A 14,220-nucleotide genomic window follows, 5' to 3' on the forward strand; every position below is an offset into this window, starting at 1 on the left:
GTGACGGGCTGACACCCTCCGCTACCACCGAAAGTGCGACAGAGCCGGAAACGGCTCTGTCCCGTAATCGGTGGTGGCGCTGCGTGACCCTTACTGAAGCAGGATGCGGTGGCGGAGTAGGTCGAACCCGGCCCTGCCGTGCATTTGCCGCATGATTCTCTTGGTTCGGGTGTTGACGCCTTCAGTCCGGCCGTTGTGGTGCGGCAGGGTGAGGCCGGCGTTCACCGCGTCGCGGTCGAGTTCGAGGCCATTGGCCAAGCCATGCAGGTGGGGCAGGTCAGCGGCTCGGGCGTCGATGATCCAGGCGGTGAGCTCGGCGTCGTTACCTTCAGCCGGGGTGAGGAGTTCGGCGAAGCCGCGGACCAGGCGGGCGAGCTCGGCCAGCTCGGGGCAGGCAGCGGTGAGTTCCTGCAGTAGCCGGGTGTCGGCCTCGCGCAGCCTATCGGGGCGGGTGAGCAGGAGCCGGGTGAGTCGGCGTGGGGTGATGACGGGCCGGTCGCCCTCGGCCCGGCCCTGAGTGATGTAGCGGTAGAGAAGGTTGAGGCTGCCGGTGTTGCCGAGTTCCTTGATCTGGTGGAACAGCCGGAGAACCGGGACCGCCGGATCGGCGGCACGCCGCTCCCGCAGGTGATCGCGGTAGGGATCGACGAGGGTGGGGCGGTAACGCGGAGCGCGGCGCAGGGCTTCGGGCTGGCGGGTGCGGGTGTAGCGTTTGACGGTGTTCAGGGACAGATTGAGGCGGCGCGCGCATTCCAGCAGGCCGACGCCCTTGTCCAGCAGGTCGTGGATCTGTTGCCGGCGTTCCCGGGTGGTCTGCTCCCGGGCACCGGCAGGCCGGGCCGGGTTGGCCGTGGCCCAGCATGAGCTGTGGGAGCGGACTTCGGCGAGGGTTTTGTCGCAGAGGTTCTTCTGCACGTGCCACCTGTCGCTGATCTGCACCGCCTCAGGTGACGCCCTGCGAATCGCCTCGCCGTAGGCACCTGAGCCGTCCCGGCAGGCGATCTCGACCCCGGGGTGGGTAGGCAGCCATGCTTGGAGGGCGTCGGCACCGCGGCCGGGGAGAACCTCGATGCGCTCGCCGGTCTGGGTGTCGGTGAGGATGGTGGCGTAGCGGTGGCGGCGTTTCAAGGCGAAGTCATCGACCCTGAGCACCCGCGGGATCCGCGGCGGCGGCAGTGGCAGCCGTATGAGCAGCCGCAGCGCCGTCGACTTCGACACCACGACCTGCAGCGCCTGTGACAGGCGAGCACCCGCCCGGCCCGCCGGCTCTGTGACCACCGCGCTCAACTGGCCGGTCAGCCGGCTGGTACGGCGCTGATAGCGCTCCAGCAGACCGGGCACCTGTTCACCGAACGTCTGCCGTGGGCATCCCTGTGCGGGGCAGACCAGCCGCCGCACTCGCACCGACACCACCACCGGCCGCCCGTCGACCGGGACGTCGGTGACGGTCCGGCCGCACAAGCCGTGGACCTGCCCGGTGAGTACCCCGCACATCGGGCACGGCGCCAGCCCCTCCCGAGTGCGGGCCATGACCCGAATGCGATCGTTGTCGTCCGCGACATCCTCGATGACCAGCGCAGACAGGCCCGAAAACACCACACTCATCAGATTGTTGATCTCCAGCACGCCCCAGGTTGGCAGGTGATCACTCACCGCCACCACCGATTACGGGACAGAGCCCAGTTAAGGGTGTAACTGGATCTTGCGGTGTCTAGTTCGGGTGTGGTCAGGCGGCCTTCGAAGGCGATGTCGAAGGCGTTGAGTGCGGGCTTCCATCGGTTCACGTGGTCGGTGTTGCTGCCTGGCCGGGATTTCCCTCGGCCATCACCTGGTACAGACCCGGTCCGTGCTGCGTCGACCGTCGCAGCATCGCGGCTGCCCAGCCTTCCGGCCACACCGTTGCCAGCGGCACCTGGTTCCGCGACCAGCGTGCCCTCAGCAGAATGGCGCTGGTCAGGTTCGCGCCGACCAGGTTCGCGCCGGTCAGGTTCGCGCCGACCAGACGTGCGCCGGTCAGGTTCGCGTCGGTCAGGGTCGCGTGGGTGTGCCGGAACCAATGAGGCGTCCACCCCGCAGGGCCGACACCGCGCCGTTTGAGCGCGGCCACCTTGTCGCGGACGGTCCCCTCACGCAGAGGCGATAGGAGCGGCCGCGCGGGCCTGGCCGGGCCAGACCACACAGGCGCCGAACTTGCCTCCGCTTGCGCATGAGGTCTCCGGTGGTCGGGTTTTGTAGTGGAAGGCCCGACCGCCGGAGACTTCATTGTGTTGTCAGCGTTGTGCCACTATCTCAGTTCTCCCTTCAACCGGCGTACCAGAAATGCTGGAGAGGTTGCTTTTGGCTGATGGCGAAAACATGCTGCTGGTTACCCGTGGCGAATCCGGCGGGAGTGCTCTCAATACCGCAGCCCCATACGTCATGCTCCACTTCACTGCTCGGTTCCCACCAGAAATGTTGCAAGCAGTTCTTGCTCGTGGCGAAGGCGTGCTGCTGCTTGTCGTAGACGAAGACGGCTGGGGGGCCGTCGATGTCGCAGCCCCAGTCATCGGTCTGTACTTTGTCGTTGCCTGGTTCCCACCTGAGCTTCCCTCCAGAGCACGGACAGCTTGATGTTGCCCCCGTTTGACGGGCACGGTTGTTGAGATAGGTAGGGTTCGGCGATCTTGTCAAGGAGATCGTTCTGGTGCCCAAGCCTTACCCGCCGGAGTTTCGTCGGCGTACCCTGAATCTGCTGGAGTCGGGACGATCGGTGCGGGACGTGGCCGCGTCCCTGGGCATCGCGGAGTCGTGCCTGCACCGCTGGAAACGGCGGGACCTGATCGACCGTGGTCTGAAGTCACTCAGCCCCGCACAGGCCGAGTCCGCTGCCCTGGCCCAGGCCCGAGCACGGATCGCCGAGCTGGAGAACGAGGTCAAGATCCTACACAAGGCCGCCGCGGCGATCGAGAAGGTGGTGCCCCCAAAAGCCCGCTTCGCCCTGGTGGCCGAACTGGCCGTTGAGGGCGTCCCGGTCAAGCAGGCATGCCTGGCGCTCGGGGTGTCCCGGTCGGGCTTCTACGACGCCCGCGCCCGTCCGCCGTCGGCCCGGGCGATCCGCCAGGCGTGGCTGACCGATCAGATCACCGCCATCCACCAGGCGTCACGACAGACATACGGGTCGCCCCGAGTGCGCGCCGAGCTCGTCCAGGGGCAGGGCGTCGTCGTCTCGCGCAAGACGGTGGCGGTGCTGATGCAGCGGGCCGGCCTGGCGGGGCTGCCCCTGCGGCGCAGAGCCAAGCGGGTCCCCGCCTCGGCGACGGTCACCGACCTGGTGAAACGCAACTTCCACCGCGACGGGCCGAATCAGTTGTGGGTTACCGACATCACCGAGCATCCCACCCGGGAGGGCAAGCTCTACTGCTGCGTGGTCTTGGACGCCTTCTCCCGCCGTGTGGTCGGCTGGGCCATCGATTCGCGGCAGCGGGCCGATCTGGCCACTTCCGCGCTGGGCATGGCGATCGATTCCCGCGGCGCCGCCGGACAGGTCCCGGGCGGGATCATCCACGCAGATCACGGCACCCAGTTCACCTCATGGATCTTCACCGAACGCGCCCGCCGAGCCGGGCTGCTGCCCTCCCTGGGCACAGTCGGCGATCCCTACGACAACGCCGTGGCCGAGTCGTTCTGGGCGCGCATGCAAACCGAGCTGCTCGACCGGCAAAGCTGGCGAACCCGCGTCGAACTCGCCAACGCGATCTTCGAGTACATCGAAGGGTTCTACAACCGTCGCCGACGCCACTCCGCCCTGGACTACATGAGCCCGATACAGTTCGAAACCACCCACCCGTCGAGCCCGATCTCCTCACCCGCGAGTCCGTGAAACAGGGGCAACATCAAGCCGGTGTGCTCGCGTAGTGGTCGCTGATCTACATCCCCGACGAGGCGGTACCGGGCGTGCTCAGACAGTTCCACCGGGTGCTGCGGCCAGACGGGGTCATGGCCGTGGGATTCCACGTAGGTGAGGAGTCGATACTCGAGACGACCGGTGACGGCGACCACTCGACGCAAATGTACGTGTACCACCGCCAGCCATCCCGCGTGGCCGACTGGCTCCGCGAGGCGGGCTTCACCATCGAAGCACAGCACCTGCTCAATCCCGACGAGGCCAAGCCGGGCGCGATCCTGTTCGCCCGCCGACCCGCGGCACCGCCCCGGTAACCGCCGCCAGCCAGACCCGCCGGCCTGCTGGCCATCGCGCCCGCTTGGCGGCATGAGCGGATGCCTCCCGTTGCCTCAGCTCCTCCAGGTTGTCTCGCGGCGAGACCTACGCTCCTGCGGGATACTTGGGGCACCAGTTTCGTTCTGCCAGGGGGCAGGGATGGATTCAAGAGTGCAACGACTGTTGGGCGCAGCCGGGACCGTCTTCATCGCCGCTGCGGTCAACCTTGCCACAGGCTTCTTCACTGACCACAAGGCTGTCGGCTGGTGGATCAGTGGAGCCGTACTACTTTCCGTTGGCGGCGTCATCCAATGGTGGCTCCCTGTCACCCCCACACCTGAGCCAAGCCAGCATGGCCGGCAGAACATCCAAGGCACGAGGGTCGGGGGGTCCGTCGGCCAGTCCATGGCCTCCGTCGGCGTCCAGGACGTCACTGACACCCATGTCAGCGGTGACCTCAATCAGACCCAGCGCTCCATCTCCTGATGCCATGGCGCCGCAAACCTCGAAAAGGCGCTGCCGACTCCAGCCAGGAAGTCACCAGCACCAACGTCGGGCGAGACCTCATTCAAGTCCAAGATCGGGACATCCTTACCGGCGACCACAGCGTCATCGTCAAGGACGACGCTCAAATTCATGTCCACACAGCAGGTGGGCCAGCAGTCGACGGAAGGTTGTCCAGGCCTGCACGGTCGTTTTATCTGCGGACCGTGGAGAGTATCGCTCCTCAGAACCTGGTCGACCGCGACGCTGAGCTCGCGGAGCTCACTACCTTCTGCAAGGACGACGCTGAGTCATCGCCAAGCTATGTGTGGTGGAGGGCGCCGGCCTGGTCAGGGAAATCGGCATTGATGTCGTGGTTCGTCCTGCACCCGCCACAAGGTGTGCGGGTGGTGTCGTTCTTCATCACCGCTCGGTTCGCGGGTCAATCTGACCGTACCGCGTTTCTCGACGTCGTTCTAGGCCAGCTTGCGGAGATCACGGGCGAACCAGAGCCGTCATTTCTTCCCGAGGCGACGCGGCAGTCTAGGTTCATTCAGCTCCTTCATGAAGCGACCGCGACGTGTGCCGAAGGTGGCGAAGGGCTGGTCCTATTGGTGGATGGACTGGATGAGGATCGGGGGCTCGCTGATGGCCAGCATGAGCACAGCATCGCCGCACTTCTTCCCGTCCGGCCACCCAAGGGGCTGAAATTAGTTTTGGCAGGTAGGCCAGATCCACCGATCCCCACTGACGTCCCCGCCCACCATCCTCTGCGCGACTCTGGAATCATCAAGGCTCTCGCTGTCTCTGACCACGCGCACGTCATCCGTGATGTCGCAACCCACGAACTTGAGAGTCTGCTCGAGGACACAGGGATAGCCCATGATGTTCTCGGACTCGTGGTGACTGCCGGTGGCGGCTTGAGCGTCCGTGACCTCGCGGAATTGACAGGTGTCTTGCCATGGAAGATCGAGAGAGTGTTGCGCGGGCCGTCTGGTCGGACCTTCAATGGCCGCGCTAGCCGCTGGCAGCCCGGAACTGGACCAGACGTGTTCGCCATGGCTCACGAGGAACTTCGAGTCAACGCGCTCGCCTACCTCGGCGGGCAGGCCCTGACAGGTTTCAAAGGACGTCTCGATACCTGGTGTGACACCTACAGGGACAAGAGGTGGCCGATAGGGACACCGGAATACCTGCTGCGCGATTACCTATTGTTCCTTCGCGATCACGCTGACACATCTCGCATGATCGATCTGGTGGTCGACAGGGCGCGCTTCGATCGGATGCTTGACGTCAGTGGTGGCGACGCAACCGCTTTGACCGAAATAACCGCCACCCAGGCCGCCATCAACCGTGGTCCGAGCCCTGATCTGGCAGTGTGTCTTCGCCTTGCCTTGACTCGCCGGTACCTTACCTGGCGCAACAGCAGGATCCCCCCGGCCCTTCCCGCCGCCTGGGCCTGCCTTGGCTTCCCGGACCGCGCCGAAGCCCTGGCTGGCTCAATCGTCGATCCAAACGCGAGGCTGCAGGCACATAAGAGATTAGCTGAGATCTTCGTCTTGGAAGGAGAGCGCTCTCGAGTCGAGGCTTTGGTCGCGTCGATCGAATCCGAGAACTCGCCGATTTCCGGAAGAAACTTGCCCCTCTCTGCACACGTGCTGACCTCTGTGGTGACCGCCTTAATACAAGCCGGGCAGACCGGCGAGGCGGAAGAGGTGGCTCACTCAATCGTTGACTCAAGGATCCGAACTTCCGTCCAAGCAGCACTGGTAACGGCGCTCGCAACTGTTGGCGAGCTAGATCGGGCTGAAGTGATCGCGAACGACCTGCAGGCCGACTCCGAAGACGTAGCTTGGGCCCGGAAATCCCTTGTGGTGGCCTTCTGTGCATCTGGCGATTATCTTCGGGCTCAGCGGCAAATCGTCCGGATCCGCCACCTCTTTCCCTGGATGAGTGCAGTAGAAGTCTTTACGCGAGCGCTAGTTAGTGTGCGACGGCTTGACGAAGCTCGTGACGCGGTTCGTACTGCCGAAGAAGTAGTGAGATCCGTCCGCGATCCGTTCAATCGTGCGAGTACGCGGATTTCTCTAGTGCCCATGCTGGTCCATATTGGGGAGTCTGCCCGTGCGAGAAACGTTATCGCGTCCACTGGACATGTGACCGACGCATATCTGTGGCGAGTCCTTGTCGAAGCGATGGTGCAGGCCGGAGATTTCGAGGGGGCAGAGAGCGTGATGATGACGGCGCCAAAACCTCACGCTGAGTTGCAGGCGTCCCAAGCTTTAGTTCCAGCGTTGATCGAAGCAGGAGAGCTCGATCGCGCTGAGGCTTCATCAAGGTCACTCGCGGACGAGACCGTGCAGATCTTCGCGCTGTGCGCCCTCGTCCCCGCGTTCGCCGCGGCAGGAGACCTTGATCGCGCTCAATGCATTTCGGCTGAGGTAGAAATCATCGCACGTTCCCACAGTGATCCGGGTTTCCGATCCCAGATATTGGGTAACCTAGCATCGGTCCTCGCTACAGCCGGTGACGTCACCAAGGCCAGAGCTGTAGCGGAGGCCATCACCGAAGCCTCCGCCCGCTCCGGACCCTTCAGTACGCTACTGGCGAAGATGGTCGAAATTGGAGACCTTGACACGGCCGAGGCCATCTTTTGGACTGTCACTGACGCTGCCGTGCAAGATTGCGCGCTTAACGCTCTGGTACCCGCGCTTTTGAAGGCTGGCTGTCAAGAAAGGGCACAGCGGATCGTCGATAGCGTCGAAGCGAATGCCCGTTCGAGTCGTGATCTTGGCGAACGTTCCCGTGCGCTCGGCGCCCTCGCGCTGGCGCTGGCTCAAGCGCGTGAATTCAGTGGAGCTGAGGAGACAATCGCCCGCATCACTGACACGACCGCACGCACACAGGCTCTGAGCTCCCTGATTCCGGAGTTGATCCAGCAGGGCGAACATGAGCGTGCCGAGGCAATCGTTCATTCCATACCCGACCCTGCTGCCCGGACTCAAGCCATCATTTCATTGATGAGTGAGTGGCTAGAAGCAGATGAACCGCAACGAGCAAGCGCAATCATCGACACCGTCGAAGAGGCGATCGAACTCCTCGTTGACAGCGACTTGCAAACGGCTGCCTTGAGGGCTCTCGTCCCTATGTTGATCCGCCTGAACAAACTCGATCGAGCGGAGCGCACTGCTCGTTCCATTCCTGACCAGGTCACAAGGAACAGAGTCTTGATCGCTATCGTTCCACCACTGATGGAGAGAGGTGAACTTTGGCACGCGCTGGAGATTAATCAAGAGGTCGAAACCACTGCCCGACTCCTCACCGATCCCCTAATCCGAATCGACCTTCTCCACAACCTGGTGCCGGTACTCATCCGAGCGAGAAAGTTCAGTCTCGTGCACCGTATCATCCGTACGGCTGAGGATTGCATTCACACCCTCCCTGAAAATTTCTTTAGGGGTGGTGTCCTCGCAAGTCACGTAAGAATTCTTGTGCTGGCGGAAGACTTTTCCCGTGTGACGGGCGTCATCGACTCGATCGATGACCTTATGACACGAGAGCACGTGTGTCAGGCCGCCATCGAAGCGTTGGTATCTGCAGGCCAGTTCGACAGGGCCGAAGCGATAGCAGGTTCTGCCGTCGACCCATTCGACCGGATGCTTGTCGTCAACAAATTGATCGAGACGCTCATTGATATCGGACAACTCGAGCGGGCCGAATCAGCTTCCCGAATGATCGCACCCTCACTCCTGCAAACAGCGGCAAGCGTCCTGGCATCAGCATGGTCGGAGGCAGGTGATATCGAGCGGGCGGAGAAAATCGCCCGATCCATCATCGGTTCTGCTCAACGCGCGCAGGCCCTCGCCGAGGTCGCCCGACGAGCGGTTCCAGCCCGCCGCCAGCGGCTGCTGGCCGAAGCGCTCGCCGAAACGCCGGACGTCATATCGCTTCTTACGTCGATTGCACGCTCCTCGCCGAGCGCCCTCCTCGAGAACGCTCGATACGTCGAGGTTCCTTAGTGCTGCGGAACGTCCGATCATCGGCAGAAGAGCATGCTTCCGAAGACCTTGAGACGGGACGTGCGGCGGGCTTGTCTGGGCCGATCTTGAGCACGGACGTCATCAAGGTACACCTCGGGCTCTGGACGTGGTGGTTGTGACGATGACCTGGAAGATGTCTCGGCTTGAGAGAGCAGGTGAGCAGATGGGGTTGCCCACGCGCCCCGCTGTCGCATCGCGATCGGCGAGTCATCGGGTCGTGGTGTTGGGGGCGGCGACGGTTGCTACGTCGCCGTCGCGCATCGAACCGCGCCGTGTTCAGCACACGAGTGCCAGGCCATGCATGTGCTGGCGGCGGTGCGGCGGCTGAACCGGGCCGAGCTGGTCGGTGAGACGCTGCGCGCCGCGCTTGAGGAACTGGCCGCCGTCGGCGGGGAATGGCTGGCCGGACTGGTCACGGCGGAATGGGCGCGGCGCTACCACCGCCCGATCCGCTTTGAACGGCTGCCCCGCGGCAAGGACGAACTGGCCGCATGGGTGCTGCGGGTCGGTGCCGACGGGATGCAGATCCTGGAGGCGGTGTATGCCGCCGGCGCTCCGCGGCGGCTGCGTGAGCTGCCCAAAGTGCAGGTACTGCGCCAGATGTGGGTACAGCAGTACTGGAGGGAAGAAGACGGCTCCCTGGCCTGGCGCGGGCCCAAGACCACCCGGGACCGGCAAAGCCGTCGCGATACCCCACGCCGCCGCTCTGCGGCTGCAGCGGTACGCGGACGGCCGGACCCGGACTCGGCCCGGGTTCCATGGGCCGGGCTGGAGGTCCTCACCCCGCACGATCCCCAGGCCCGCTACTGCCGGAAGGGCGCAGCGACGGCCACATCTGCGGGCAAGGCCGAGTGGATCGGCTACCGCGACCATCAGAGCGAGACCTGCGAGGGTGAGGGCCCGAATGTCATCGTGCACGTGGTGACCCGGCTGGCACCCGAGCAGGACATCGATGCCCTGGAGGCCATCCATCAGGGACTGGCCGCCCGCGACCTGGCGCCTTGCGAGCACCTGGTCGACGGCGGCTATGTCACTCCCGACGCCATGCACCACGCCGCCACGCGATGGGGCATCACGCTGCTCGGCCCCGTCCGGGCCGACCCGCGAGGCGCACAGCGGCCGGGCTTCACCAAGGCCGACTTCCACATCGACTGGCAGGCGCACACCCTGACCTGCCCACGCGGAGTGACCAGCCCGCCCTGGAAACCGGCCACCGGCGACGGTCGCGCATACCTGTCGGTGCTGTTCCCCCGCAAGGCCTGCCGGGTCTGCGAGGACCGCCTGGCCTGCACCGGCAACGCCGACGGCAAGGGACGCCACATCACCCTGCTGCCCGAGCCCCTGCAGAAGATCCAAACCCGCGCAAGAGCCGAGCAGCAGACGCTCCAATGGCAGGCCCGCTACGCACAGCGCGCCGGCTGTGAGGCCACCGTGTCAGAGACCGTCCATGCCCATGGCCTGCGCCGCTGCCGCTACCGCGGCCTGGCCAAGACCCACGTCCAGCACGTTCTCACCGCCGCCAGCACCAACATCATCCGGCTCGCCGAATGCTACCCGCCCGGCACCATCCCCGACCGGCTCTCACGTCCGACCAGTCCATTCCAGCAGCTCTGCCAACGATTCCACACGCCACCGGCCGACTAACAACGCCCAACATCACCAACAGCATCCGAAAAGTGGGCCAGATCCAGTCTTCAGGCGTCGTCGACACACCCCCGCTCGCGCGGAGAGAACCGGACCGCGGAGATCCCCCGGTGCGCCTCGATCGGACCACCCCCGCGCGGGGAGAACAACGGCCCGAACCTGATTGGCGCGGACCTGAGCGGACCACCCCCGCTCGCGCGAGGAGAACCTGGACCTTCGCGGCCCGGACTGCGCGTTCGTCGGACCATCCCCGCTCGCGCTGGGAGAACAGAGCGGGCATGGCGGGGATGGCGGGGGCGGCCGGACCACCCCCGCTCGCGCGGGGAGAACAGATCCTGAGCCACCGCCTGGCCATGGGTTGCCGGACCACCCCCGCTCGCGCGGGGAGAACCAGCAGCAGTTGGCGCACCTGCGTCAGAAACTCGGACCACCCCCGCTCGCGCGGGGAGAACACTTCGTGACCTGGGGTTATGTAGGGTCGTTACTGTTTTGAGATGAGCGGTTCCAGGGCTGGCTGCTGTCGCGCATAGGGTGAGCCTACGTGGGTCGCGCTGGTTATGCCGGTGGCGCATTGCGCAGCTGGGTGCGGTGGCTAAACGGATTGGAATCCAGCTTATGGTGGCAGAAACCGTGACGCGGGCCCGACCCGAGCTACTTGGAGAGCGAAGAGGGCCGGGACTGGCCACACAGCACCGGACGAGCGATGGCCTCCAACCTGGTGGCCGCGGCCGTGGCGGCCGCGAATCTGGTCCCCGCTCCGCCGTCCTGACCCTGCGACCCCGTCGCCGGAGGGCCGACGGCGCGGGTCCCGCCTTACTGTGCCCACGGGCTACAGGCTGGCCGACTCGTGGGGCTTGCGTTCGGTGCCGCCGCGTATCGCGTGCGCCGCTGGCGCCCACGCCTCGCTCGCGCCGAAGAAGTCCTCCGCCGCCACAGGTTTCGTCAGGACCTCGCTGATGTCCCGGCCGTCCGAGGCGTCGGTGCTCGAGCACCGACGCCTCGAACCGGCGGCCCTCGCACTGCTCGCACTTTCAGACGCAGAACACTAGCCGCCCTGACACCCGCCGAAGTAACGGCGTTCACAATGACCGGGCACGTACACTCCAGCGGCGCCTACTACGTGATCGAAGCTAACCACGCCCGCCCCTTCGAGACACTCTTCGGCGCAGTCCCCCCAGGCAGAGACCGCATGACTGCTTCCAATCGCGAGACAACTTGATCCTTCCCGGCCGGGGCATCGGCCCCAGCCTTCCGAATCACCACCCCAACCACATGATCGTCAAGACAGTCCCTTTCCGGTGTGGTAACTCTCGTGGATCTTCCGACCTCACCCTCCGTGGGCGGTCTGCCCTGTCATCGGGTTGTTGTCAACCCAGTTAAGTGTCGCAGCCCTAAGCTGGTGGGAACTCGCACGCCGGCCTGGCCGTCTAAACGGTGCGAACGTCTCTGTCCCTACTGCCTCAGGCGGAAGCACATGAGCCAGTTCGGTCCTTACACTCTGCTCAGAACGTTGGGCGTGGGCGGGATGGGCATCGTCTACCTGGCCGAGCATCCGGACCGCGGCCGAGTGGCGCTGAAAACGATCCATAGTCGTTTCGCGACCCCCCAGCTCCTTGAAAGGTTCTCCAGAGAGGTTAATGCGCTCCGCCGTGTGCGCCGTTGGTGCACAGCTCCTCTGTTAGACGCGGATCTGAGTGCCGAGTCGCCCTACCTGGTCACTGAGTATGTCTCCGGCCCCAATCTGGAGGAACGGGTGCTTCGCGCGGGGGTGCTGCGGGAGAGTGAACTCGAAGCCGTGGCCGTCGGCATGGCGCTTGCGCTGGATGCGATTCATGCAGTGGGCATCGCTCACCGTGACATGAAACCGGGGAACGTCATCCTGAGCCCGTACGGACCTCGAGTCATCGACTTCGGTATTGCCTCGCTGATGGGCACAACCAGCGACTTGACCCAACCGGGCCTGCACATGGGAACCCCCCCATACATGTCGCCAGAGCAGGCAAGAGGCGAAGCTGTCGGGCCTTGGGAGCCCAGCGACGTCTTTGCCTGGGCCGCTACTGTCGTCTTTGCCGCCAACGGGCGCCCGCCCTTTGGACCGAACGACTCCGGTGTCTACTCGCGGATCCAGTTCGACGACCCGGACTTGGGTGAGCTGCACGGCGAACTACGTGACCTGGTCTCAATGTGCCTGGCCAAACCCGCTGCTGAGCGCCCGACCATGCCGCAGCTGCTGGGTCGGCTCAAGGGCATGCCCGTGTCGCATTCGGTCGTGTCGACCGCCGCCGTCAGCGAATCGGCCAGCCGCGTGCGAGAGCAGCCCACCCGGGCTGGCCAGCTTGCCCGCGAGGCCCGGCGCAGTCTCGACGGTGGCTGGCCTCGGCGTGCGCAGGGCCAGGCAGAAAAGGGCCTTCACTTCGACGACAGGAACGCGGCTTGTCTAGCTGTTCTCGGCCTCTCCCTGATCGCTCTGGGACTGAACGAACGAGGTCTCGACCGTCTGCGTCATGGCCATGAGATCGCCCCCGACGATCCCCAGATCGCCCTTGAGTACGCCGGTGCCCTGGCGAACACGGGAGAGGAGGCCGCGGTCGATCGTGCTTTCCAACTTGCTCCGGACACACCAGAGATCCGGGGTCGGTACGTCACGCTTCTGCTCAAGCGTGCAGGTGAAGACGCCGCCGGTGATCAGCACGCGGCACACGCGTTCGATCTTGCGCCCGGGAACGCGGACGTGATCCAGCGGTACGTCCAGGCACTTATTCGCCAGGGCACGCCCGTCAGCTTGGCCAGGGCTCTGATGATCTCCGATAGCGACCCGCTCTGGGCGGCGATCGAGACGTCTCTCTCCAGAGCCTCGCTCGCCCAGATCCGCGAGATATTCCGATCCTTCGGCAAAGTTCAAGCCGATCTTCCGGATGTACGACGTACAAGATTGATCCGCCTTCTGCTCTTGCAAGGGGGCAAGATCCGGAGACGTCATCAACTTGGTCCTTTCCATGCAGATCGCGCAGCGCTGCTTCTAAACATGGAGCCCACACTTGGCGTCTGGCGCCTCGACGACTCCCAGCGAGCGAAACTGACCAAGCTAGCCAAGACCGCATACCGTCCGGCGGGCATCTACATTCCCCGGATCGGCGTGCTCAGCCTGGCGGCGATGGCTGTGGGCCTCCTCGTGACGTCGCAACTGAACCGAGGATCGAGCCCGCCTCACTGGCTGCTCACGGCATCCTTGATCACGACCCTGTGTGCGATCATCGGAAGCTTGCCTCTGCATCCTTCCCGAATGGCTGGTCTCTACGAGAACATCGTTCACGACCCCGACGACGCCAGCTCGCGAAAGTCGATCTCGGCGTTCCTCGCTTTGGGTTGGGTGGCTGGTGTCCCTCTCCTGGTGGTTCTAGCGTTTTCGATAGTTGTGGTGGCCTCCGTTTGCGTAGTGATCGTGGCCCTAATGGACGACAGCTGACGGTGTGCGACCGACGATGATCGTTTACGTCTGGGCCTGGGCCTTTTGCGTGAGGCGTTCGTAGGGTGTCTGGCCGCCCAGGCCGCCGTGGGGTCGATCGTAGTTGTAGTAGTCCTCCCACTCGCGGAGCTTGTCGCAGAGGTCCGCCGAGCCCTGAAACGAGGCTGTCCAACGTGGTCTACCGGATCATGAAACGCGATCAACGCAACCACCTTGCCCGCACCGCTTGACACACAGAGGCGCTATGAAGCCACAGCGCTCCCAGGCCGGCGACGCCACACGGCGGCCTCCAGCCAGCCGACAGGTCGAAGACAGGGTATGAAGCCGGTCAGTTTTCGGGTCAGACCAACAGGAGAACGCCGCGATCATATGATCGCAGTCAGTTCTAG

At 64.5% G+C, this 14,220-nt stretch carries 9 protein-coding genes, 1 pseudogene and 1 CRISPR repeat array; of the genes and pseudogenes, 6 read left to right on the forward strand and 4 right to left on the reverse strand.

Annotated elements, in window-relative coordinates; translation table 11 throughout:
• Window positions 1-90: 90 nt before the first annotated feature.
• The 3 genes from AGRA3207_RS36710 to AGRA3207_RS40415 all read right to left on the reverse strand — a co-directional run bounded on the left by AGRA3207_RS36710 (window position 91) and on the right by AGRA3207_RS40415 (window position 2,691).
• A complete protein-coding gene (locus AGRA3207_RS36710) occupies window positions 91-1,605 on the reverse strand; it encodes an ISL3 family transposase (RefSeq protein ID WP_420830928.1) in 1,515 nt (504 codons plus the stop codon).
• Window positions 1,606-1,780: 175 nt separating this feature from the next.
• Window positions 1,781-2,107 (reverse strand): pentapeptide repeat-containing protein, encoded by a 327-nt coding sequence (locus AGRA3207_RS36715; RefSeq protein ID WP_231331938.1) that lies wholly within the window; start codon window positions 2,105-2,107, stop codon window positions 1,781-1,783.
• A 194-nt stretch (window positions 2,108-2,301) separates the two neighbouring features.
• On the reverse strand, window positions 2,302-2,691 hold the full coding sequence (locus AGRA3207_RS40415) for a hypothetical protein (RefSeq protein ID WP_420830838.1): 390 nt from the start codon (window positions 2,689-2,691) through the stop codon (window positions 2,302-2,304).
• Between AGRA3207_RS40415 and AGRA3207_RS36725 the strand changes: the two genes are divergently transcribed.
• The 6 genes from AGRA3207_RS36725 to AGRA3207_RS36750 all read left to right on the forward strand — a co-directional run bounded on the left by AGRA3207_RS36725 (window position 2,684) and on the right by AGRA3207_RS36750 (window position 13,831).
• Window positions 2,684-3,859, forward strand: a complete 1,176-nt coding sequence (locus tag AGRA3207_RS36725) for an IS3 family transposase (RefSeq protein ID WP_231331942.1) — start codon at window positions 2,684-2,686, stop codon at window positions 3,857-3,859. The two genes, AGRA3207_RS40415 and AGRA3207_RS36725, sit on opposite strands and share 8 nt — an antisense overlap.
• Window positions 3,860-3,933: 74 nt before the next feature.
• Complete coding sequence (locus AGRA3207_RS36730) at window positions 3,934-4,197, forward strand: hypothetical protein (RefSeq protein ID WP_231331944.1); 264 nt, start codon at window positions 3,934-3,936, stop codon at window positions 4,195-4,197.
• Between the two features lie 172 nt (window positions 4,198-4,369).
• Window positions 4,370-4,684: a hypothetical protein gene (locus tag AGRA3207_RS36735; RefSeq protein WP_231331946.1), complete on the forward strand. Its 315-nt coding sequence runs from the start codon at window positions 4,370-4,372 to the stop codon at window positions 4,682-4,684.
• Window positions 4,684-8,700: a P-loop NTPase family protein gene (locus AGRA3207_RS36740; protein ID WP_231331948.1), complete on the forward strand. Its 4,017-nt coding sequence runs from the start codon at window positions 4,684-4,686 to the stop codon at window positions 8,698-8,700. The genes AGRA3207_RS36735 and AGRA3207_RS36740 overlap by 1 nt, the downstream gene beginning before the upstream one ends.
• Window positions 8,701-9,018: 318 nt before the next feature.
• Complete coding sequence (locus AGRA3207_RS36745) at window positions 9,019-10,365, forward strand: transposase (RefSeq protein WP_231331950.1); 1,347 nt, start codon at window positions 9,019-9,021, stop codon at window positions 10,363-10,365.
• 179 nt (window positions 10,366-10,544) lie between these two features.
• A CRISPR array of direct repeats spans window positions 10,545-10,817; the repeat unit is 29 nt; unit sequence CGGACCACCCCCGCTCGCGCGGGGAGAAC.
• 1,022 nt (window positions 10,818-11,839) lie between these two features.
• Window positions 11,840-13,831 carry a serine/threonine protein kinase gene (locus AGRA3207_RS36750; protein WP_231331952.1) on the forward strand — a complete coding sequence of 664 codons (1,992 nt, stop codon included), beginning with the start codon at window positions 11,840-11,842 and terminating at the stop codon, window positions 13,829-13,831.
• A gap of 24 nt (window positions 13,832-13,855) precedes the next feature.
• On the opposite strand, the pseudogene AGRA3207_RS40420 reads toward AGRA3207_RS36750, so the two are convergent.
• A pseudogene (locus AGRA3207_RS40420) lies at window positions 13,856-13,948 on the reverse strand (IS481 family transposase); the annotation flags it as partial.
• Window positions 13,949-14,220 lie beyond the last annotated feature (272 nt).

The sequence above is a fragment of the Actinomadura graeca genome, from assembly GCF_019175365.1.
GTDB lineage: Bacteria > Actinomycetota > Actinomycetes > Streptosporangiales > Streptosporangiaceae > Spirillospora > Spirillospora graeca.